The 22,635-nt window shown below is 59.3% G+C and carries 18 protein-coding genes; 7 read left to right on the forward strand and 11 right to left on the reverse strand.

The window, feature by feature from the left end; all coding sequences use genetic code 11:
* Positions 1-575 precede the first annotated feature (575 nt).
* Complete coding sequence (locus PVZ78_RS30165; protein ID WP_273829703.1) at positions 576-1,766, forward strand: EAL domain-containing response regulator; 1,191 nt, start codon at positions 576-578, stop codon at positions 1,764-1,766.
* Positions 1,767-1,792: 26 nt separating this feature from the next.
* On the opposite strand, the gene PVZ78_RS30170 is transcribed toward PVZ78_RS30165, so the two are convergent.
* Complete coding sequence (locus PVZ78_RS30170; protein ID WP_273829704.1) at positions 1,793-2,200, reverse strand: Hpt domain-containing protein; 408 nt, start codon at positions 2,198-2,200, stop codon at positions 1,793-1,795.
* Positions 2,201-2,381: 181 nt separating this feature from the next.
* Between PVZ78_RS30170 and PVZ78_RS30175 the strand changes: the two genes are divergently transcribed.
* The 5 genes from PVZ78_RS30175 (at position 2,382) to PVZ78_RS30195 (ending at position 9,467) form a co-directional block, all read left to right on the forward strand.
* Positions 2,382-5,363, forward strand: coding sequence for an ATP-binding protein (locus PVZ78_RS30175; RefSeq protein ID WP_273829705.1), 2,982 nt, complete (start codon positions 2,382-2,384; stop codon positions 5,361-5,363).
* A 466-nt stretch (positions 5,364-5,829) separates the two neighbouring features.
* Positions 5,830-7,056: a DUF3440 domain-containing protein gene (locus PVZ78_RS30180; RefSeq protein ID WP_273829706.1), complete on the forward strand. Its 1,227-nt coding sequence runs from the start codon at positions 5,830-5,832 to the stop codon at positions 7,054-7,056.
* Positions 7,053-7,493, forward strand: a complete 441-nt coding sequence (locus tag PVZ78_RS30185; protein ID WP_273829707.1) for a GNAT family N-acetyltransferase — start codon at positions 7,053-7,055, stop codon at positions 7,491-7,493. The genes PVZ78_RS30180 and PVZ78_RS30185 overlap by 4 nt, the downstream gene beginning before the upstream one ends.
* The gene (locus PVZ78_RS30190; protein ID WP_273829708.1) at positions 7,483-8,109 is read left to right on the forward strand and encodes an IbrB-like domain-containing protein; all 627 of its coding nucleotides are present in this window, start codon (positions 7,483-7,485) and stop codon (positions 8,107-8,109) included. The genes PVZ78_RS30185 and PVZ78_RS30190 overlap by 11 nt, the downstream gene beginning before the upstream one ends.
* Before the next feature lie 356 nt (positions 8,110-8,465).
* Positions 8,466-9,467, forward strand: coding sequence for a fimbrial protein (locus PVZ78_RS30195; protein ID WP_273829709.1), 1,002 nt, complete (start codon positions 8,466-8,468; stop codon positions 9,465-9,467).
* 399 nt (positions 9,468-9,866) lie between these two features.
* Here PVZ78_RS30195 and PVZ78_RS30200 read toward each other — a convergent pair whose 3' ends face one another.
* Positions 9,867-10,643, reverse strand: coding sequence for a hypothetical protein (locus PVZ78_RS30200; protein ID WP_273829710.1), 777 nt, complete (start codon positions 10,641-10,643; stop codon positions 9,867-9,869).
* A 1,095-nt stretch (positions 10,644-11,738) separates the two neighbouring features.
* On the opposite strand from PVZ78_RS30200, the gene PVZ78_RS30205 reads away from it, so the two are divergent.
* Complete coding sequence (locus tag PVZ78_RS30205) at positions 11,739-11,984, forward strand: hypothetical protein (protein WP_273829711.1); 246 nt, start codon at positions 11,739-11,741, stop codon at positions 11,982-11,984.
* A 58-nt stretch (positions 11,985-12,042) separates the two neighbouring features.
* Here the strand turns inward: PVZ78_RS30205 and PVZ78_RS30210 are convergent, their stop codons facing one another.
* The 9 genes from PVZ78_RS30210 to PVZ78_RS30250 all read right to left on the reverse strand — a co-directional run bounded on the left by PVZ78_RS30210 (position 12,043) and on the right by PVZ78_RS30250 (position 22,575).
* The gene (locus tag PVZ78_RS30210; RefSeq protein WP_273829712.1) at positions 12,043-12,519 is read right to left on the reverse strand and encodes a RidA family protein; all 477 of its coding nucleotides are present in this window, start codon (positions 12,517-12,519) and stop codon (positions 12,043-12,045) included.
* Between the two features lie 32 nt (positions 12,520-12,551).
* A complete protein-coding gene (locus PVZ78_RS30215) occupies positions 12,552-13,952 on the reverse strand; it encodes an efflux transporter outer membrane subunit (RefSeq protein ID WP_273829713.1) in 1,401 nt (466 codons plus the stop codon).
* Positions 13,949-17,131: an efflux RND transporter permease subunit gene (locus tag PVZ78_RS30220; RefSeq protein WP_273829714.1), complete on the reverse strand. Its 3,183-nt coding sequence runs from the start codon at positions 17,129-17,131 to the stop codon at positions 13,949-13,951. Before PVZ78_RS30220 ends, PVZ78_RS30215 begins: the two co-directional genes overlap by 4 nt.
* A gap of 17 nt (positions 17,132-17,148) precedes the next feature.
* Positions 17,149-18,393, reverse strand: coding sequence for an efflux RND transporter periplasmic adaptor subunit (locus PVZ78_RS30225; RefSeq protein WP_372437235.1), 1,245 nt, complete (start codon positions 18,391-18,393; stop codon positions 17,149-17,151).
* A gap of 50 nt (positions 18,394-18,443) precedes the next feature.
* Positions 18,444-19,130: a hypothetical protein gene (locus tag PVZ78_RS30230; RefSeq protein WP_273829715.1), complete on the reverse strand. Its 687-nt coding sequence runs from the start codon at positions 19,128-19,130 to the stop codon at positions 18,444-18,446.
* Positions 19,127-19,696: a DUF2165 family protein gene (locus PVZ78_RS30235; RefSeq protein ID WP_273829716.1), complete on the reverse strand. Its 570-nt coding sequence runs from the start codon at positions 19,694-19,696 to the stop codon at positions 19,127-19,129. Before PVZ78_RS30235 ends, PVZ78_RS30230 begins: the two co-directional genes overlap by 4 nt.
* Positions 19,693-20,391, reverse strand: a complete 699-nt coding sequence (locus PVZ78_RS30240; RefSeq protein WP_273829717.1) for an HAD family hydrolase — start codon at positions 20,389-20,391, stop codon at positions 19,693-19,695. The genes PVZ78_RS30235 and PVZ78_RS30240 overlap by 4 nt, the downstream gene beginning before the upstream one ends.
* Positions 20,392-20,443: 52 nt before the next feature.
* On the reverse strand, positions 20,444-21,250 hold the full coding sequence (locus PVZ78_RS30245) for an AfsA-related hotdog domain-containing protein (protein WP_273829718.1): 807 nt from the start codon (positions 21,248-21,250) through the stop codon (positions 20,444-20,446).
* A gap of 125 nt (positions 21,251-21,375) precedes the next feature.
* Complete coding sequence (locus PVZ78_RS30250) at positions 21,376-22,575, reverse strand: MFS transporter (protein WP_273829719.1); 1,200 nt, start codon at positions 22,573-22,575, stop codon at positions 21,376-21,378.
* Between the last annotated feature and the right edge of the window lie 60 nt (positions 22,576-22,635).

Raw genomic sequence — 22,635 nt, forward strand, 5'->3', positions numbered from 1 at the left:
TTGCGGTCGCAGCTCCAGTTCCAGCTGAGAGACCCTCTGTGAAGGCGCTTGAACAATGGGTGAGGAAGTTGCGATGAGTCGCAGCGGTGGGGTAACGATCCTTCCCGTGAACTGAATGAAGCCGGAAGTCACTTGCGAGGCCCCAGCTGCAGAGCAGCAAGCTAGCAGGGCGGCAAGTGTCAGGGTGCGACCTATTGATATGCGATGCACAGCCATGGCTACTCCTCGAATCTGAATCGTTCCGTTAGGTGCAGCGGCGAACTCGCCGTCTCCCATCTTGCTAACGGCAGATTCATCTGATTCTTAAGTAACGCTCTCGTCTTGATCTTTAAGAACTATCCACGCAAAGCCGGGATCATTCCGCATTCCCTCTGACTCGGGCCGGCACTAAGCTCAGATCGATGATGTCATCCATACATAAAACCTCCCCTAACAAGGCTCAACTCTTCTGCGCCCAAGCTCAGCAGGTGTTTGCAGCCGCTGCCTCTGCGAGGACTGAGTCCTCGGGGAATTTCAGGCCTCACTTTATGCACGACAGATCGCATGCTGGCGCCACTGGCGCAGGAGTGTCACCCATGTGCTATCGCATCCTCGTTGTCGAGGACCATCCATTAGTACGCGCGAGCACGATGTCCGTGCTGCAAGCCTCAGGCCATCACCAGGTGAAGGGCGCCAAGGACGGGGGAGAGGCGTTGCAACTGCTCGCTGAGCAACCCTATGACCTGGTAGTTAGTGATCTACGCATGCCGGGCATTGACGGTGTACAGTTGATTGAGCGGTTCCCCATTGAGGACCGGACCAGCCCAGCACTTGCCATCGTCAGCGGCGATGCGCAGCCGATTCTATCGGGGGCCTATCAGGCGGCGCGAGCGCGAGGCCTGAAAGTGTTAGGGGCCTACCCCAAGCCGTTCTCAAAAGACGCCGCAGAAGAGCTGCTTCTGGCGCTTGACAGGCGAGCGGCTGTTCCCGCGGCAAAAAAGAATGTTGTTTATGACAATCCGGCCGACATGCTCATCAATGCGCTGGAGTGTCAGGACATCCAGGCTTGGTTTCAGCCCAAGTACTCGTTGTCCGAGCGGCGTATTGTGGGCGTAGAAGCCTTGGCGCGCTGGCTGCATCCTCAATTGGGCCTGTTGCTTCCCCACGCGTTCATGCCGGACATGCAGCGTGAAGGGCTTTACGAGAGGCTTCTTTGGGTGATCTTGCGACAGACGATTACAGCCCTGAAGTACTGGAAGTCACTGGGTCATGAAGTCATGGGATCAGTGAACCTTCATACCCGTCTGTTGGATGACGTTACCCTTCCGGAGCGTCTTCACGCATTCGTCACCGAGATGGGAGTGTCGCCCGGAAGCATCTGCTTCGAGTTGACAGAGAACACCACGACTACGGAAGCATGCAGCTATTACAGTGGAGCGTCCCGCCTGCGCATGATGCAGTTCGGCCTGTCGCAAGACGATTTCGGCACAGGTTACAGTTCCTTCTACCGCTTGGTGGCCACACCGTTTACGGAAATGAAGCTCGACCGAAGCCTGGTGCAGAGTTCCGTCAAGCATGAGGCCTTTCGCAAAGCGCTTACCAGTCTGATCCATCTCGGAAAAGAGCTTGGCTTGAACGTGGTCGCCGAAGGTGTGGAGACCCACGAGGAACTGGAGCTGCTGCGTTCGCTCGGCTGCGACATGATTCAAGGGTTCTTGGTTTCTCCTGCGGTCGATCGGGATGCCCTGGGAGAGTTGCTCGTTTCGAAAGACCCCTATCTTCTGTAACTCAGCCCGCGGTTGGAGAGCTTTCCTCAGCTCTCATCGCGGGCGAGGAGATCACGCAGGGCCACTTCCATTTTTTGTAGCAGCGCACAGTATTTCTCTCCCTTAACCCGTAGCTCGGCTGCAGTTCCGTGTCCTGCGCAAACTTCCAGATCGTGGCAGGCGTCCAGCACAATTGCCGCATTGATCATACGGGCCGTCCCCTTGGTGCGATGCGCTAGCGCCGCGATGCCGATCCGGTCCTGCTTGGCTAGCAGAGGCTCCAATGCTGCCAGGTCATCTTGATTGCTCTGAATGATCCCGGCTATCAATCGCTTGACCAATTCCAAATCCCCACCCCCCAACGCCACGATCGACTCTGGGTCGAACAGGGTAGCGTTGGCGTCGCCAATCAAAGGCGTCTGAACGGGCAAGTTGGACGAGGGAGGTGTATTCATGATTCCACGGGTTCCAGATAAGATTGGCCGAAGTTGACCTTCCATTGACCTGGATGGGCCGACTTGTTGTGCAGTTGCAAGAATAACGTGGTTCGAACTTTGGAGATATCCGGCAAATCGCTATAGTGACGATCGGGGCCAAGCCGTGCCCACGCTGCCATCCAAGGAACTGCGACTGATTATGAGGGAAGCCTTCTCTCCAACTGCCGGCCGGCACTTTCATCAATGGCCCACCGCAGGGAGGGCCGGTTTCGCGCTATCTAACGCTGTTTTTCGCCTATGCGCCTTTGCCGCGGTGCTCTGGCTGCTGCTTGCCGCCTGTTCCAGCGTAGCAGCCCCTGCCGACTCCCAATACGTAATGGTGGCCGGTACCAGCTCATCCACACAACCTTGGCTCACGCCCGCAGACCGCCAATGGCTTACCGAGCGCGGGCCGCTCGTCGTGGGGATGATGCCCCCTGGCTATCCGCCCTTGAGCGTAATGAGCGGCGACCGGATCCGCGGGGTAACCGTCGACTACCTGGCGCTCCTGCTGGAGGCACCGCCTACCGTGCGGATGTTTCCTTCCTGGGAAGCTGCGCTGGATGCGCTGGAGCGGGGCGAGATTGATCTTTTGGGCGGCGGAACTGAACTTGCAGCCACCAATCACAAGCTCCTGTTGAGCCGAGCCTACCTACAGGACCAGCCGGCACTGATAACCCGCCGCGGAGCGCCCTTTGACCGGAAGGCTCCGGTTTCCCGCATCGCGATGGTGACGAGTTATCGCACCAGCGATCAAGTCCGGGCTGTCTACCCCAATAGCAAAATCCTGCGGTACGCCACGCCGAAGTTGGCGGCGGAAGCCGTCAGCCTGGGCGTCGCGGATGCCGCCATCATCGACGCCGTTGCCGCGCACTATGCCATCAACACCTACTACCTGCTGAATCTGCGCATCGAGAATTTTGCACCGCTGGAGGCTGAAGGATTCGGATTTCTGGTTCGCGGCACCGATACAAGACTTCATGCGCTGATCAATCGCACGCTCCCTCAAATCACCGCAACCTATGGTGATGACATCTTGCGCAGTTGGAGCGCAGGCAGACACCTGCGGCTCAGCGATAGCAAGATTGCGTTGACACCTGCGGAGAACCGCTGGCTGTCCTCGCACCCCGTGGTGCCGGTGGTGATAAACGATACGCTCGGTGCGCTTGGCCAGCGCGATACGCTGGGCGGTGCGGTGGGTATCGGGCCGGACTACCTAGACCTGATCGGTCAGCGCAGCGGCCTTCAGTTCAAGTATATCTACGCCAGTAACTATACCCAGGTTGGCAACCTGTTGCGTGAAGGTAAGGCGATGTTAACGCCGATCATGTCTACGGAGACCGAACCGGACGGAAGTGTTGAGCTCTTGCCTCCGTATTTGCCAAGTTCTGTTGTGTTGATGACCCGCGGCGTTCCGAACTTTGGTCATGGCGACACATTTGATGCTTATGACCTGAACGATCTACGTGGTAAGCGCCTTGCATCGCCATCGGGCTACTTCATCAACTCAATCATTGAGCAACAATATCCGGACATCAAACTGCAGATCTACCCGGACTTCTTGGAGGCCATGCGCAGCGTCGACGAGGGCCGTAGCGACGCATTTGTCGGAAGCGAGTACACCGGCCGATTCATCTCGGCCCAAAGCTTCAACGACCGTATAACAGTTACCGGAGTTCTGTCTGAGTTCGAACGTCCAGTCAGCATCGGAGCTACGGTCAAGGAGCCCTTGCTGATAAGCATCCTTGAAAAAGCACAGTATGCGGTCGCTCCGGAAGAGCTCGCCGATATCATACAAAAGTGGGGGCCCCGTTACCCTGCATCCGGCCTTGATTTCTGGCGAGACCATCGCGCTAACATCCTGCAGCTGATCGCCGCATTCGGCGTGGTGCTGGTGCTCTCGCTGGTCTGGGGCTTCTACCTTTTTCGCCAGGTTCAGCGGGCTCGCCGAGCCGAGAAGCAACTGCAAATCGCACGGGAAAAAGCGGAAGCGGCCAATCAGGCGAAGAGCGTCTTCCTGTCGACGATGAGCCACGAGATCCGCACGCCCCTGAACGCCATAATCGGCTTGCAGGAGTTGGTGCTTGAGCGCGCTCAACAAGGAAAAATTGAATCAGGCCTTCTAGGTACCGCCCAAGATGCCGCTCGCGGCCTGCTTCTGTTGCTGGGCAATGTCCTGGATCTTGCTCGAATTGAAAGCGGCCGCGTCGACTCTGCTCCCAAGCCTGTCATGGTTCGCGCTGAGATCGAGGGGATCGTTCCTCTTGTCGTGGGCATGGCCCGCCAGAAAGGCCTGGCGCTTAAGGCGACCCTGGAGGGTGATGTTGACCAGTGGGTTCTCATGGACCGCATGCACTTCCGGCAAGTGCTATTCAATTTGCTGAGCAATGCGATCAAGTTCACCGAGCAAGGCGGGGTGACGCTACGAGCCGTAGCAAATGTGAAAGCGCGGCCAGGCCACCTCCAATTGCGCGTAGAAGTCGTCGATACCGGGATCGGCATTTCCCCACAGGATCAAGTGACGCTCTTTGAGCCGTTCAGCCAGGTTGAATCAGCACAAGAGGCCCAGCCCTTCGGCACCGGGTTGGGCTTGAGCATCAGTCGGCGTCTGGTAGGACTGCTGGGCGGGACGCTGAGTGTGCAAAGTGAGGTCGGTAAAGGAACATGCTTTTGCGTGCTGCTCGAATTGCCACTTTGTGAGGCGCCCAGCCCCACGGATGATGTCGCAGCGCCCGTGCCACGCGTTGCCGCGCCCACGCAGCACCAAGTGGCGTTGTCCATCCTAGCGGTCGACGACAATCTGGCCAACCGGATTACCCTCGAGGCGCAACTCGAGCGGCTGGGCCACCAGGTCACCCTGGCGGTTGATGGTCAGAGCGCATGGGAGCTGTGGCAGGCGGGGACTTTTGACCTTGTCGTCACGGACGGCCAGATGCCGCGAATGAATGGTTATGAGCTCTCCGAGAAGATCCGCGCGGAAGAGGCGAACAGTGGTAGACGCCGTTGCTACATCCTCGGGTGCACGGCAAGCGCCGAGGAAGAGGAGGCTTATCGTGGCATCGATGCGGGAATGGATCGAATCTTGTTCAAGCCGATAACGCTCGAGATTCTGGAGCAGGCGCTGCGCGAAATCATGCCATAGCTGATCAGCGGGCAGTCAGCCTGCGTCTGTCCGCAGAATCAGATATATCTCCGGATGACCAAGACACGTCCTCTTGGTCGCGATCTGCATCCGCCATTAGCATGGGCTGTCAAAACCATAAATCGGCCGACAGCGAACGACCTTACTTGAACTGCAATGCCGCCGTCATTCTCCCCAGTCTGCGATCCACCCGACAAGGGCCTTGTCGGTCAGGCACCGTGCGGACTGGCTTGTTACACAGGCCTCGAGCGGTTGGACATATTGGAAGCGCTACCGTTTCGCAAATCCGCGCAGGCTGGCGAGATAGCTCACAACCGACCGCTAAAGATCTCTTACCAGCACCGCTGCAGCTCATCCACGAGTGCTGCAGCCGGAGCCTATTGAAGGCTGGGGAAGTGCTGACGCGTCGGGGTGATAGCCCAGACAACCATTCAGGAGATGTTGGTGAACAGGGAGGGGGGAGAAGTTGGCCAAGGACTACCAGGACCTCAACGTCTATGACGCGGCCAAGAGGCGCATTCGACTCGTGTTCGAACACTTTGAGCGTGTCTGTGTGGCGCTATCTGGCGGCAAGGATAGCTCTATCACCCTCCACTTGGCCCTGGAAGTCGCCCGCGAACTGAACCGCTTGCCCGTGCATGCCGTGTTCATTGATCTGGAAGGGCAGTATCAAGCGACGATCGACCATGTCACAGAGATGTTTGATCGAGACGACGTGCACCCATGGTGGATTTGCCTGCCCATCAATTTGCGCAATGCATCGAGCCTGCAGGAGCCCTTCTGGTGCTCTTGGGAACCCGGTCGTGAAGCTGACTGGATTCGCCCGCTGCCGAAGCATCCGGCGGTGATCAACGATCCCGACCGCTTCCCGTTCTTTCGCCATCGCATGGAGTTCGAGGAGTTCTTCCCGGCCTTCAATGCCTGGCTCTCGCAAGATAAGTCGACAGCGTTTCTGGTTGGAATCCGCTCGGACGAGTCATTGAACCGCTATCTTGCAGTCAAGAAGAGGGCCAAGCAGAAGAAAAGCGCGTGGACACCGCCAGACACATCCACTCCAATTCAATGGAGCTCTCGGGACGTGCTCCTGGATGATCGATGCGTCACGTTTTTCCCAATCTACGACTGGCGATTTGAAGATATCTGGAAGTACGTTGGCAGCGCCCGGCTGCCTTACAACCGGATCTACGATCTGATGTATCGCGCGGGGCTGCCCTTTTCCCAGATGCGCATCTGCCAGCCGTTTGGCGACGATCAGCGAAAAGGGCTGGACTTGTTCCAGAAGCTCGAGCCCCAGACTTGGGTCCGTGTCGTCCGGCGGGTAGCCGGTGCGAACTATGCCGCGCGCTACTGCCGGCAGCGGTTCCTGGGCTACAGAGGTGGACTCGGCCTGCCGCCATCATTCGACACCTGGCGCGCTTACGCCAAGTTCCTCCTAGAGAGCATGCCCTCACCTTTGCGGGGCATTTACCTTCGACGCATCCAACGGTTTATCAAGTGGTGGGGGGAACATGGCTACCCACTGGAGGTGTGGCCAGACGCCGGCACGCCCGCGCTTGAAAACCGCAAGGCGCAACCCTCCTGGCGTAGGGTAGCCATGGCACTGCTCAAGCAGGACATGGCCCGGTCGCTGTCTTTCAGCACGTCCCAGCGCGACATGAAGGCGCTTGGCATCTGCAACAAGGTGAAGGCATGAATGCTTCTACCCACTACGAGTTCACCGAGATCTGCTCTATGGAGGACGAAGCACGCTTCTTTTCGCTTCTCGGCCGCTTCTTTGCCAGCCCGCATGTGCGCCGTGAATGCGGCGGCTACCCTCTCAACGATAGTCCGTTTCATCGGTGGTTCGTCGCTGTCCATAAGGCTGATTCTCGCGTGGTCGGCTTTGCCAGCATCGAGCATCGGAGCGGCATCCTTATGTGGCGTGAAGCCTACGTACGCGCTGAAGCGCGTGGCCGCGGCGTGTTCAGAACGCTGCGCCAACAGGTGCTGACCTACGTGGATTGCCACCAGTTGACGTGTACGACACGGGTTCCCGACAATTCAGTTCCATTCCTCGAGCCCCACGGTTTTACTCTGCGTGCTACGCGAGGAAAGTGGGCAACGCTCGAAAGGAAGCAAAATGCCCGATAGCCTAGTACAGCGAGCGGCTCTGCTCTTTGAAGAACTCGATTCCCTTCCGCTGCACACGAAGATCGAGGCGATCAACAGAATCCGCCGCAGCCTCCATGGGCACAGCCCCTTTGCTGGCGAGCCGGTCGACTTCGTTGAATGGGTCGAAGGCGAGCAGGTCGAAGGCAACGACTACAACCCCAACTCCGTAGCGCCTCCGGAGTTGAAGCTGCTTGAGCACTCGATTGATGTCGATGGCTTCACTCAGCCTATCGTTTCGCATACCGAAGAGGGTCGCCGTGTGGTGGTGGATGGGTTTCACCGCCAGCGAGTGGGCAAGCGTTCCAAACCCCTCAAGGAGCGGCTTCACGGGTATCTGCCTGTCGTAACCGTCCGCAGCGAGCGAGCAGCGCGTGAGGACCGCATAGCCGCCACGATCAGGCATAACCGTGCCCGCGGCATTCACGGTGTCCAGCCGATGACAGAGGTCGTTGTCACGCTCTTGCGGGCGGGGTGGACTGAAGAAGTCGTCGCACAGCGACTTGGTATGGATGCCGAAGAAGTCCTGCGTTTCAAGCAGGTGGCCGGCCTGCCGGAACTGTTCAAGGATCACCCTTACTCCCGGTCCTGGGAGTGATTTGTACTAGCCATCGGACACGGCGAGAGCATGCGTGCGTTGAACGGCTGGTGTGTTCATATTCATCGTACAGCGCACCATCGACGTAGCCCCAGTCGGAGTTGAGTTCGGCCGCGGCAACCCCTAGGGTAGAAGCCTCCCCACCTTGACCGAGCAGGGGCTCGCCACTGCAACACGGTTTGGTGCGTGGCTAGTCAGGTAACCCCTCGATGCCGCTGCGGATCTCAGACCGATCTGATGGATTTGAGGAACGATCCTGTCGAGCTCAGCGACCCTACCAAATAGAATAGGTGATCACTACCCTTTGCCATATTTCCGGCCAATTGGCGCCAGGAGCCTTCCAAAAAGTGAAGCCCATGTTACGACTCATTATCCTTGCACTGGGGTTACTCGCAGCTCAAAGCAGCTACGCCCTCACGTGTCTTAAGAACGGCAACCAAGACATTGAGGCCGCACAAGTTCCTACCCTTGCGCTGGCATCTACGTTGCCAAAGAACACCATTATCTGGCGTTCGGAACCGCAGACCATCAACATCCAGTGTTGGCACCAAGGAGTAGCTGATGGTGAATACTTAACCCTGTACTTAGCGCCGAATGATCCTACCGGTACGCTGCTGGGGTCAGAGATCGAAGCGGGAATCCGCCTGAACGGCGTAGACTACCGATGGAGCGAGGCTAATAAGAAGATTGTTTTATACAATCTAATCCCACCATGTAAAAACCCGGCGGGATGTTATTCCACGGCCCTTCGGGTTCCTCTGAGTTTTAGCGTTTTCTTGTCCAAAAGGTCAGAGGCAGGCCCAGGCAAGGAGGGGCCAGTGACAGGCGTGCCGGGAGGGGCGTATATGGTGTTCCAAATGTCTGGACATATCACTCCGCCGCCCCCGCCTTATATTCCCGGCGTCAGTTTCGGATATGGCATTATTGGTATGAATGCAATGCGATTCGTCAGCTGCGCTTCGACCGTGGAGGTCTCGCCAAGGGTCATCGACTTTGGCCCGATCAGTTCTTTCGGGGCTCAAACCAACAAAGTTGTGAAAGAGGAGAGCTTCAGCATCACATCGACCAAGAACTGCGACAGTAGTTACGGGCTCACCGGTCGATTTCTCCCTATGAAGGCAAGCATTGGCGCGGATGGGACCACCTTGATTCCTTCCAACAATAATTCGTTGGGAATTCGATTGCTGAAGAAGGAAAATGCCTCAGCGATTCCGCTTGCCCGGGATTTCGAATTGGTCGCGAAGACCGCCAATAGAGTTTCCGTCAAGGACTACACGGCAGAGCTTCGCTGGCTGAGCAATACGGCCAAATTGGGAGATTTTGAAGCCGCTGTGCAATTGGAGGTGTATTACAAATGACCCTCCGGAATGCAATGTAGGAGCACCTTGCGCGGCCCCCTGCACACAAAGCCCGTCTACCGTCCAGCACTGGCCGGTAGACGGCGGCCAGGCCTCTGTTGACTCACAATTCAAGAGGTCAGTGCCCCACGTATAGCAAGCTCTTGGCCACATGCGCGAGAGCTCTCCATGCCCCCCGCCTGACCACTCCCGACCCTGAGGGCGGCCACTCCGTCCGCATCCAATCTGAGGCAAGGCGGCGCCCCTTCATCAGCCTGTCAGGTCATCTTGGCTCTCAAACGGTCCGGTAGGCTAGCTGCCTCTCTGCAGAATCGAACCTGCCAGGCTGGTGCCACCGTAGCCATCGAGTGATAGCGGCACTGTTGCCTGGCAGAACTCACGCGTTTCTATTCTGGATTGCTAACCAGCCTGCGCGACCACCGATGTCGATGTCTCCGCGCCTCTGCGAGCCTGCGGCGTAGCGTGCTGCAACGCGTAGCGCCCGGAAACCCGAAAATTGCGCCAGCTCGGGTTGCTGATATGCAGCATGGCTTCTAGGCAATCGGCGCTCAATACGGGGGACAACAGGTTGCCATATTGCTGCACCCTGTCGAACTGGCGGATCCACCAGTAGTCGCTTGCAATGTCGGCCCCCCCCACCAGAACCTGTAGTCGACTGGTGCGGGCCAGTTCCAGCAGTTGGCAGAACCGAGATTGAAGCAGTGAGGAGTCGGAAACCCCGTGCGGGATATTCAGGTGAAGCCCCACCGACCTCACAGCTGCTTGACCGCGCTCCCCAGACGCGTTGGTCAAAGGGAGTAGGGCAACTCGCAGGCGAGGACGGAACTCTTCGAATCGGGCAAATGCATAGGCCCTGTCACACAGTGACTCTGATAGGGGCACCGTGAAGGTGATGTGGCTTGCCGGGTAGTTCATCTGCGGGGCAAGCGCGGGCTCAAGCTCTGACGCGTCGATGTGCAGCCCACCGTCAACAACGCGTAATCCAAGCTCCTTACACATGTCCTCTGCCGATAGCGGATCGAGACGGCCACCTGCAGGGGTGTAGGGCATTGAGAACGGGATGGAGTTGCCGTGGCGCAGAAAGAGCGCCATGGCACTTTTCAGGATGGATTTCGGAGAGCCAAAAGCATGATGGGCGACTGTGTGGTTTCCCGTGTTCTGGACAACGTACTCCACGACTTCACCATCTGAAGCAAAGGCTGGCTGTAACAGTAGCCCTCGCACCCTTTTGCAAGCAGGGGTCTTCGTTCTAATGTTCAATAACGCGCTAGTTGGATTTTTCATCGTGAGATAACACAAGGTGCATCCCAGACTTCCAATGCCGGTATCTCTCGTTGCCTTGTACGAATCCCGGCAAAGATTGTCGATTCTGAACAGGGAGCGCCGCGGTCTCTATCGGCTAGCCGGAGTGGTGGCGAGGTCACGGCCTCGATAAGTCTGCCGGAACAATTGGAGGAAGGTGGGATTTCGGTCTAAGGGCGGCGGCTTGTTAAAAAAGCACTCTGCCGATACCAAAATCTTCCTATATCAACTGCGTAGAGAATATGGGAACTATCTCTATTTCATTCTCTTTGATCCGATCCGATCAGTCAGAATGACATAACGGCGTACATATGTTTCTACGTCGCAACAGTGTTTCAAAACACGAAGTGGCACTCGAAAAAAAAGCTCAACCCCAGCCTGGGGTCGAGCCAAAACCCGCAGCCCGCCGGCACGGAGAACTGCGAGGATGATTGCGACTTTGGGTTCGGAATTCGTCGTGGCTGAAGCCGGCTATTGAACTAGATTGGGAGGATGCTCAGGCCGTATTTCGCATCTGGAACTGTTCCCAATATGGCCTGGCTATACGAAGTGCGGTCCGTATCGAGGCGGGAACTATTTTTTCTTCAGATTATTCGTAAATAAAGGCGGAATAATCCTAAGGCTAAAGATTCGATCTGGACCAAATTGGTTTGGCTACACGTGCACATTAGCCTGTTCGGATTGTCGTCCATAGTAGGTTTTTCCTTGATATACAGGCTTTTCCAGGATCGTACGGCTTGGGAAGGTCATGCCTTGCAAGCGGGTTTGCGGCCAGGTGAATTCCTGCCAAGTTGAGCCGCTGTCTCCTATTGGAAACGCTGCAGCGGGCCGGCCATCTTGTTTGAGCGGTTGAATGCAGTAATGATCTGGCCGCGTTGCGTGCGAATGCACCGGATCTGGCGCGTGCATTGTTGTCATCATTTGCCAGGAAGTGCCTCATTTAAGGGGCCGCAAGAGGGAGAGTCGGTTATGGATAGTTTGAGATTAGTGACGATTGGAGCGCATGCGGAGCGGGCATTCGACCTGATTCAATCAGGCATTACGGAGTGCGGCACTGGAGAAGAACAACGATTGCTGCTGGAATCCATCCTTTGCCAGTGTGCAGCGTTCACTCGCCTGCTGAGCGGAGAGGAGGAGTTCCTGGCGTTGCTGGATCGGATCAGGAACGTCACCAACGACATCGCGTCCGAGCATTGGCCAAAGCAGCTTCACTAGCAAGTGAGGGCAGAAGGTGTGTCCCACCTTCTGCCCTCGTGTCAACGTCCCCTTGGGCTTAGCCGGGTAAGGCGAACACCGCTTCGATCTCGATGTTGACGTCCTCTGAGAACAACCCGGCCACCTTGACCAGGGAGCTGGCTGGATACGAGCCGTCATAGTGCTTGGACAAGACACTGCGCAGTGCCCCGACATCGTCCATGGAGGTTACGAAAATCGTCACCTTGATGAGCTCACGCATGCCAATGCCTTCGGCCTGCGTGACTCGTTGCATCTGCTCGAAGATCGCCTCTGCTTGCCTGGCGATATCCTTGCCCTGGGCCGGGGTGCCGAAGGCTGTCATGCCGGATAAGTACAAGGTGTTGTTGTGGCGCACTGCCACCGAGTACGGGCCTGCTGGCTCGGGCAAGGCGGGATAGTTCGTTCTGGTGATCATTGAGTTTTCTCCGCTGCTGGAGTTGGGGGAACCTGCCGCAAACACGGGCAATGAGCTGGCCGCGCCAGCTATCAAGCAGGCAACTACGAGTGCTTTCATGCGTTGAGATACTCCTTTGAGAAAATTGGGTTTCAGGCAGGTTGCCAGCCCCCACCGAGGGCTCGGTAAATGGCGACGATGCCGCGGTACAGATCCACTTCCGCTTCGGCTTGGGCATCCTCCGCGGCCAGTTGCTCACGCTCTGCATCCAGGAGGACGAGAAAATCCACAACGCCTTCGCTGTACTGGATCGATGCCTGCTGTGCCGCACCGCGGCTGGCATCGCTGCGACGCGTCAGCGCCACCAGTCGCTCCTGGCGCCTGGCATAGTCGCTGAAAGCGTTGGCGGTCTCCTCCAGGGCCAACAGCACCTGCTGCTCGTACTGCGCCATGGCGACATCCGACCCGGCTTGCGCAGCGCGCAGGCGAGCCCGCACGCTGCCTAAGTCCAATGCACTCCAGGTGAGCGTTGGGGCGACGCTCCAGGCCTTGGCGGCCGCCGAGCCAAGTTGCGACCCGCGCCCGGCGGTGAATCCCAGAAAGCCACTCAGACTGACCCGTGGAAACAGGTCAGCTGTAGCAACGCCAACCTCGGCAATACTGGCAGCCAAGCGCCGTTCAGCTGCGCGGATATCGGGCCGCCGGCGCAGCAGGTCCGCGGGATCGCCGATAGGCAGCGCTGTGGCGATTGCCGGCAAAACTTGGGGCGACAGGTCCTCGGTGAGCTCGTCTGGACGCATTCCCAGCAGCACGGCGATTCGATGCCTGGCGCGTGCCGCCTCGGCCTGAAGCCCAGGGATCTGCGACTGCGTGGCCTGCAGGCGGGCCTGCGCCCGCAGCACATCCAGGTCGGTGCCCATTCCGGCTTCCCGGCGCCGCTCGGTCAGATTGAGCGAGCCGCTTTGGTTGCCAAGGTTTGCCTGGGCAATGCGCTCCCTCGACTGCGCGCCGCGAAGCCCGCCGTATGCGTCGACCAGCTCTGCGATCAGACTCACCTGCAACTGTTGAAGATCAGCCTCGGCGGCTTCGCTTCGGGCCTCGCTGGACTCCAACTGATGCCGGATGCGGCCGAACAGGTCCAGTTCCCAATTTGTGTCCAGCCCCAAGTCGTAGCGTTCCTGGTTCACGCGCGCCTCGGTCAGGCCTGGCTGCTGCCCCTTGCCAAGATCGGCACTGGCACGGCTTGTGACGATCGGGAAGCGATCATTTGCGGCGTCGTCGCGTAAGGCGCGCGACACCCTCCACCGGGCAAAAGCTGCCTTGAGGTCTTGGTTCCCCTCCAGTGACCGTATGACAAGCCGGTCCAGCACTGGATCTTCGAACTGCCGCCACCAGAGCACCTCAAAGCGCCCCTTGTCGTAGCTTTCCTCATCCTGAGAGGCCATCACGGCGGCCGAAGGCAACACTGGTTGCTTGTAGTGAGGCCCGACCGCGCAGCCGGCCAACAGCACTGCGACAAGGGGGATACCTACATTTCGAATGTGGCAGCTCATACCTTCTCCTCCAGCAGGGGCTTGGCCACGGTGGCGCGACGTGTGACACGTTGCTCCACCATCTTGCGCAGCCACACGTAGAAGACCGGAGTCAGCAACAGTCCGAAGACGGTGACTCCGAGCATGCCCGAGAACACCGCTACCCCCATGGCACGGCGCATCTCGGCGCCGGCGCCGCTCGACAACACCAGAGGCACCACACCCATAATGAAAGCGATAGAGGTCATCAGGATCGGGCGCAGGCGCAGGCGGCAGGCCTCAAGCACCGCGCTGGCGCGGTCCAGGCCCTGTTCCTGTTTCTCCCGCGCAAACTCGACCAGCAGGATGGCGTTCTTGCATGCCAGCCCCACAAGCACGATCAAGCTGATCTGGGTGAAGATGTTGTTGTCCCCCCCGGTGAGCAGAACCCCTCCAATGGCCGACAACAAGGTCATCGGAACGATGAGCACAACTGCCAGTGGCAGACTCCAGCTTTCGTACTGCGCAGCCAGTACCAGGAAGGCCAGCAGCACGCACAAAGGGAAGACAAACAACGCTGTGTTGCCCGCGAGGATCTGCTGGTAGGTCAGCTCGGTCCATTCGTAGGCCAGGCCGTTAGGCAACTCCTCCTGCAGCAGCCGTTCGATGGCGGCCTGGGCCTGCCCGGAACTGAACCCGGGGGCAGGACTGCCATTGATCTCGGCAGTCAGGAAGCCGTTGTAGTGCATCACGCGGTCGGGGCCCGCTGACTCCTGAACGCGCACGAACGACGACAGCGGAACCAGCTCGCCGTTCCGATTGCGCACTTTCAACCTGCCGATCTGCTCCGGCGCCATGCGAAACGCCTGTTCGGCCTGGACGGTCACATGGTAGGTCCGCCCAAAACGGTTGAAGTCATTGGCATACATCGAGCCCAGGTACACCTGCAGGGTGTCGAAGATGTCATCGATCGCCACGCCCTGAACCTTCGCTTTGTCCCGATCGATCTGCGCATCGAGTTGCGGTACGTTCACCTGGTAGCCGGAGAACACGCCCGCCAGCTCCGGCAGTGCCCTTGCCTTGTCCACGACAGCTTGTACCTGACGAAACAGCGCTTCGTGTCCCAGGCTGCCTCGGTCCTCGATCTGCACTCTGAATCCGCCGATCGTGCCCAGGCTTTCCACCGGTGGTGGCGGCACCACCATCACAAAGGCCTCCTTGATCTGGCCGTACTTGGCGCCCAGGGCCTGAGCAATGGCCACATCGGACATCGATGCGTCCTTTCGCTCATCGAACGACTTGAGGGGAATGAACATCAGCCCTGCGCTGGCGCTGTTGACGAAGCCGTTGATCGACAGCCCGCTGAAGCTGACCGTATTGGCCACGCCCGGGTGCTCCAGGGCGAGTTCGGACATCCGCAGAATGACCGACTCGGTGCGGTCCAGACTGGCGCCCTCGGGCAGTTGGGCAAAGGCCACCAGGTACTGCTTATCCTGCTGCGGGATGAATCCAGTGGGGGTTCTTTCCAGGCCGAGATAGGCCAGCCCCACCAACCCGACATACAACACCAGAACGATCGAGCTGGCGCGCAGCAAACGGGTGGTCAGAGCAACATACCCGCCGCTGGCCTTCTGAAACAGGCGGTTGAAAGGGCGGAACAGCCATCCGCCGAACAACCGCTCGATCAACGTCGACAACCGGTCCTTGGGTGCACCATGCTCCTGGAGCAGCATCGCAGCCAGCGCCGGCGACAAGGTCAGCGAGTTGAGCGCCGAGATCACCGTCGAGATGGCGATGGTGAGCGCAAACTGCCGATAGAACTGTCCCGTGAGGCCGGAGATGAAGGCGGTGGGAATGAAGACGGCGCACAGCACCAGCGCAGTAGCGACAACCGGGCCGGTGACTTCCTTCATGGCCTGGCGTGTCGCCTCGACGGGAGATTTGCCCAGGCCGATGTTGCGCTCGACGTTTTCCACCACCACGATGGCATCGTCCACCACGATTCCGATGGCCAGCACCAGGCCGAACAGCGAAAGCGCGTTAATGGAGAAGCCCAGCATCTGCATGACCGCGAATGTGCCGACCAGGGACACCGGTACCGCTGCAAGCGGGATGATCGACGCGCGCCAGGTCTGCAAGAAAAGGATGACGACGAGTACGACTAGCGCCACCGCCTCCAGCAACGTGTACACCACAGCGGTAATCGAACTGCGAACGAAAATGGTCGGGTCATAGCCGATCGAGTGCTCGACACCCGGCGGGAAGTCGCGCGCCAGTTCGACCATTCGATGGCGAAGCCGGTCGGACAACTCGATTGCATTGGCGTCGGCGTTCTGGAAGATCTGCAACGCCGCAGAGGGACGTCCGTCCAGATGTGCGCGCAGCGCATATTGGCTTGAGCCCAGTTCAATGCGCGCGATATCGCGCAGTTGGACCACTTCGCCGTGCTTGCCGACATGCACGATAATGCGCTCGAAGTCATCCTCGTCGACCAGTCGCCCCTGGGCGTTGATCAGCAACTGGAACGCGCTGTCGCTCGCATTTGGCGGTGCGCCGAGTGAACCAACCGCGACCTCCCGGTTCTGCTCGCGAATGGCGCGAATCACGTCCGCCGCTACCAGGTTGTAGGACGCCACCTTGTCCGGATCCAGCCACACCCGCATGGCGTAGTCGCCCATACCCAGCAACCGAATGTCGCTGACCCCCTCGATCTTGTACAACTCGTCGATGACGTGAATCGCCATATAGTTGGCAAGATAGGTCGGATCGTACTGGCCACTCGGGGAATACAGGTGAACCACCTGGGCGAGGGCAGGCGAGGTCTTGTCCACCGTCACGCCAAGCCGCTGCACATCAGGTGGAAGCTGGGTGGTCGCCCGGGTCACCCGGCTCTGCACCTGCACCAGTGCTGCATTGAGATCGGTGCCGAGCGCGAAGGTCAGCGTCAGCGTCATCGAACCGTCCGCGGTCGACTGGGAGGCCATGTAGAGCATGTTCTCCACGCCGGTGATCGCTTGCTCCAGGGGCGAAGCGACGGTCTTGCCGAGCACGTCAGGGTTGGCGCCAGGAAACTGTGCCCGCACCACGATGGTGGGGGGAACAACTTCCGGGTACTCGCTGACAGGCAACTGAAACAACGAGACGGCGCCGGCGATCAGGATCAGCAGAGACAGGACAATGGCGAAGATCGGGCGCCGAACGAAGAATTGCGAGAAGTTCATGGCAAGGTTCCTCGTTCTCAGCTGTTCGGCGCAGCACGCGCCGACTCGCTGTCCTGGGCCGATTTGACGACAGGCAGAGGGTCGCTGGCGGTCTTCATCCGTGCCAGGCGCGCGAGCACCTCATCAGTCGCCATGGCCACCTGCTCAGGGACAACCGTGGCGCCAGGCCGGGTATGCTGAAGCCCATTGACCACGATCTGGTCCCCTTCCCTCAGACCATCGCGAATCACGCGCAAGCCCTCTACCTTGGGGCCGAGCTGGACCGCGCGATAGCTCACTACCGCGTCCTCGCCCAGCACCAGGACAAAACGGTTGCCCAGGTCGGTGCCGACAGCTTCGTCTCGAACCAGCGTAGCGGGGTAGGTGTCACTGGCTGGGAGCTGCAGCCGGACGAAGAGTCCAGGCGTGAGCTGGTACGTAGCGTTGTCGATGACGGCGCGCGCGCGCATGGTACCGGTGAGCGGACTGACCTGATTGTCGACGAAATCCAGATGTCCTTCGTACTGGGGCCTTTCATCTGAGCTCAATGCTAGTTGAACCGGAACGCGCGAGGAGTGTGCGGCATCGTCACCGCGCAGACGGCGAAGTTGCTTCACATAGGTGGCTTCATCGATATCAAAGTACGCATACAACTCTTTGGTCTCCACCAACGTCGTCAACAGCGTCGTCCCCTCGTTGACCAGGTTGCCGGCAGTGACCTCAGCGCGGCTGATGCGCCCATCAATGGGCGCGGTAATACGCGTGAAGCTCAGGTTCAGTCGTGCTGCCTTGAGCTGAGCACTGATCGCCGCAACGGCAGACGTGGCTTCCTGATGCGCCGTCTTGCGCGCATCGGCCAGCTCAACCGAGATGGCATTGCTCGCCCGCAGTCGTTCCCCCCGTCCGGCCTCGCTGGCTGCCCGCACCTGGATGGCACGGGCCTGTTGCAGCTGGGCCTCCAAGCGGTCGACCTCTGCCTGGAAGGGCCTGGGGTCGATCTGAAACAGGACGGTGCCTTTCTTCACAAGCGAACCATCCCGGAACAGGACCCGGTCGATATGCCCGGATACCCGAGGACGAAGCTCCACTGACTCAGGGGCCTGGAGCCTGCCGGAGAACTCATCCCAGTCGCTGATGGGGTGAACGATCACCTGCGCGACGCTGACGGCGGGCGGTGGCTGTGCTGCTATCGGGCCGGTATCAGTTGGGCCGCAGCCAACCAACATGCTGGTGGTAGCGATGGCCATAGCGAGTTTAATGCTGGCGGAAATCGAAATACGCATGTCTCACTCCATAAGAAGATGCAGGGTGTACGTCGCGGTTCTTGAAGCGGCTAGAGCGCTTGGGTACGTTTGCTGACATCTCCCAGCGGCAGTTCGGCGAGCCAGCTGTCATGCAGCCACTTCTCGGTCTTGCGCTTGCCTGGGAAGGTGATCCACACAATGTCTCGCTCGAACACCATCGGCTTGGCATCGCCGCCGACGATGACCCAGAACCAGCGGCCATCGGCCAGGTTGCGTGCTTTGATCTTCATGCCGGTGAGAGTGACGATTTCCTCACGCCCATTACGCATCACTTTTAGCGGTTCGTCGTGCGGCTCGATCCAGCTGATTCTCATCTGCTCCAACAGGTCCGGGGCATACTGCTGGAGAAAGTCCCGGGCGATCGCCTCGGAGCGCTCACGTGAGGGCAAAGTCTTGCCCACCAGATCCAACGACATGTTGGCGAAACCCTTCAAAATCCCTGCGTCGGATACCACTGTGCTGAAATGCTCACCGCCCAGGCCGGCGTTACGACCATCGGCTCGCTCATACCGGGAGAGCACTGCGAACTCGCCATCGACAGCCACGGCGCGTTGGAAGGTTTCTTGGTGAGAGGACGGAATAGCGACAACGTTGTTGACGGCCTGATTCATGGTTGAGATCTCCTGGGTCGATTCGATTTCGTTACTGGCGTTGGCTGCGCTCGCTACGAGGGCAACGGCGAGCGCCAGGCCTGCGGTGATACGGGGCGTGGTCATGGAAGACTCCTATGGAGTGATGGGTCACCGGGTTCGGTGGACACTGCAGTGGGCGTGGCCGGCTGCGACGGGGCCTCGCCTTGCACGAACAGCAGCGCAAGGAGCCCAATCAGAATCAGGGTCAAGTGCACGGACTGGATGGCGCCTTGCTTCAGCCAGTAGCCGAACCACAGTCCGCCACAGATGAAGCCAAACCAGAGCAGTAGAAAGCAGGTCAACGCGATGACGGCTCGGTTGCGCGCGAGGTTGAGCAGGGCCAAACTCTTGCGCCTCCAGGCCCTGGCGTAGCTGAAGGCGGCGTACCAGAGCAGTAGCGAGACCAAGACCTGGATGCCTGCCACGGCGTACAAAACGGCCTCGGCCCATTGGGCTGGCCAGGCGCGCCAACGCAATGCCGATCCCAGGAGCTCTTCCTCTTCCAACAGCACCATGGAAAGGGTGTTGCCGATATGGAAGCGGTTCGTTTCGGGGTCGCACAGGTTGTTCAGCACGGCAATGCTCAGCCAAAGTGCAAGGCCGGCCACCACCACCAAGCGGCTAAAGGAGAACGCGTGAAAGGACATCATGGCGTTCCTCCTTGAGTGGAGGAGGCGGGCCATAGGATGGGCCAGCCCAGTTGCTCGGCGTGCCTGACCAAAGCCGGATCACGCGCAACGACGGTGGGGCTGCCGACGTTCATCAGCAGCGCGAGGTCTGACAGGTGATCCCCGTAGGCGTAACAATTGGCCGCCAACACCCCCAACTGATTCATCAAGCCCAACGCCGCTTCCCACTTGCCTGTTCCGATGGTCTGCGGGGGAATCAGCTGGCCCGTGAAGCGTTCGTTGCGTGTTTCCAGCCGATTCGCCAGGACATGGGTGACGTCCAGCTCGGCTGCCAGCGGCGCCAGGAATTGAACTGCCGAGCCCGAAACGAAGGCCACGTCGGTGCCGTTGCGTTGATGCGCTCGAAGTGCTTCCAAGGCAGGCTGGATGAAGAACCCGGGGCGCGCCCTTTCCTGCGCGTACCAGTCCTGGACTGCCTCGGCCAGCCGATCAGGCCGGTGATCGCGAAAGTCCTCATAGAACAGGGTGTTGATAGCAGAACGATCGCGGCCTTCAAGAACGTATTGATTGATGCGCTTGGCCGCAGCATTTTCGGCCTTGGCGCCAGACTCCTGGCCCCACAGCTGACGAAAATAGAAGCTCCTGAAACTAAACATGCTCTTGAGGTCGATGAGCGTTTCATCGACGTCAAAGAATGCGATTCTTCGTATTGTCATGTCGATTACTCGAGAGGGCCGCTTGCACGGGGGTGCAATGCGGCCGCGTGGATCAAAGGGGCGAGATTGGCTCAGTCATCACGTGCACATCTGCTCGAGGTGGCATGCGCAGACGCTGACGCAACGAGCTGACGTGTGACGAAATGGCCCGCTCGGCAAGCGTGGCCTCGCGCTTGCCGAGCCGTTCGGCATCCATCACGGAGAACGCCACGTCCACCTCGGTAACGAGTTTCCCGTCCTGCCAGACTTCCATCTGCGCCTGGACCTCGACGCGATCGGCACGCGGTTGTTTTCTATCGAGAAGGCGATAGCGGATCTGTGCCGGTAGCGGAAACGTGAAGGCGGTGTACCGGACGCTCATTTCGTTCAGGACGAAGTAGCGCTTCTGCGGCGCATAGTCGTCCAGATGGAAGCGCTCCGTGACCGCCAGAAACATCTGGCGGCATGCCTCAAGCAGGACCATGCCTTGCACGTGCTGCCCTGTGAGATGGTCGAGCATCAACTCGTTTTCGGCATGGAGTAGCAGGCTGGCGGTATAGACGCCCTCGTCGGTCCGGTCGGGAATCGAGATCAGCACGTTCTTGCGGTGGCGCTTGTGAGAGAGGTCCTCGCTCGCCAGTTCTGCTTCAGACCACATGTGCCAGTGTTCGAATTCACTTCCATAGCCACTGTCTACCGCCAGGCGATACGCATGCTGAATTTCCTTGCGGCCGAGTCCTTGGCCAGCAATGATCCTGCTGCCTTTCAGTTCAATTGCTCCCGGCGTCTTCAGCGCCTGCAAAAGCGTGCTGTAGGAGAGCACGTGTCCATGTCGAGCAAAATCCTCGAACTGATTTGCAACAACTACATAGATTCCCATTACTGGTGTTCCTTTCATTCCACTTCGTCCGGGCCATCGGCAGGTCGCACGGGCTGTTACCGGTTTACTTGGATACAGACCCGCTTCCCCACCCTTGTCCTGCCGTGGAAATTCAGGTCGCTTGATTAGCGTGCACGAAGGTGTGTATCCCCTCGCGCTGCGCTAAAGATCGCGGCGAGAGCGAGCCCCGCCGCGAGAACCAGAAACAGCGACTCCACCGCCCATGCGCGGCTGCTGTTGGCGAGCCACGGGCCCAAACTCGCGCCGATGAAAAGCACGAAGGTGTAGAACGACACCGCCAATCCGCGGACTTCAGGCAAAGTGGTTGCCGCGATGCGTGCGATCAGTCCAGGAACGCTGATCGCCACGCCGGCGACGTAGATCACGCTTGCTGCCAGCAGCAGTGCAATGCGACCTTCGCCAGCGCCCGCGCATAGTGCGAGGCCAATCGCGGCGATGCTCAACCCCGCAGTCGCGACCCGATGAGCGCCCCAGCGGCCGATCAACTTGGGGGCCAGCAACGGAGCGAGAAATGCCGGCAAGGCCACGCCCCGGGCCTGCATGCCGCTGAGCCCCTGCGCTTCAAGAGCGGCGCCCAGGTGCATATCCATTCCGATGTAGAACGCGACGAAGGACATGAGCAGTAGCAGCGCAGGCAGGTACACGCGGCGCAGCGCCGGATTTCCCAACAACGTGAAGATCTGCCGATACCCTGCCCACAGCGAGGGTTGTGGGCGTCGAACTTCATTGCTCTCCGGGGCCGCCGACATCCGCAGCGCGGTCAAGGCATAGATGACCACCAACGGGACCAGGGCCCAACTAAAGCCCCAGCGAGCGGCAACGACGCTGCCGTAGATTTGCCCCAGAAGGCCCGCCGAGAGGAATGCCGTACTCATCCAGGCCACGCCCCAGACGCGTTGTTTGGGCGTCCCGCGTTCGGACAGATAGGCCAGAGCCACCGGTGGGAAGGACGCTGCTGCAAAGCCCTGCAATGCCCGGCCTGCAATGAACAATCCCGGCGTGGTCACCCATACCAGCCCCAGAGTGATGATTGCCAGCAGCACCAGGCCGCCGACCATCACCGTTCTGCGTCCCAGGCGGTCTGACAGCGGGCCGAACACCATGAATCCGGTCGCATAGGCCATGCCGAAGGCGCCTAGGGCGAGCCCGGCGTGCTCCTGCGGCAGCTGATAGGCAGTCGCCAGCATCGGCAGGATGGGGACCGGGATATAAAGAAGTGAAACAACCGCCAGTGCGCAGAAGACCATTTGCATCAGCAAAGTGATCGTGTGCTGCTGAGTCATGTCAGGGGTAGATTTGTGCATTGCTACATATCTCGTTAAACGAATGGGCCAGGTCATCAAGCGCGCCGCAGTCTCCGTGCC

Source organism: Pseudomonas sp. SBT1-2, assembly GCF_028640875.1.
GTDB classification, from domain to species: Bacteria; Pseudomonadota; Gammaproteobacteria; order Pseudomonadales; family Pseudomonadaceae; genus Aquipseudomonas; species Aquipseudomonas chlororaphis_I.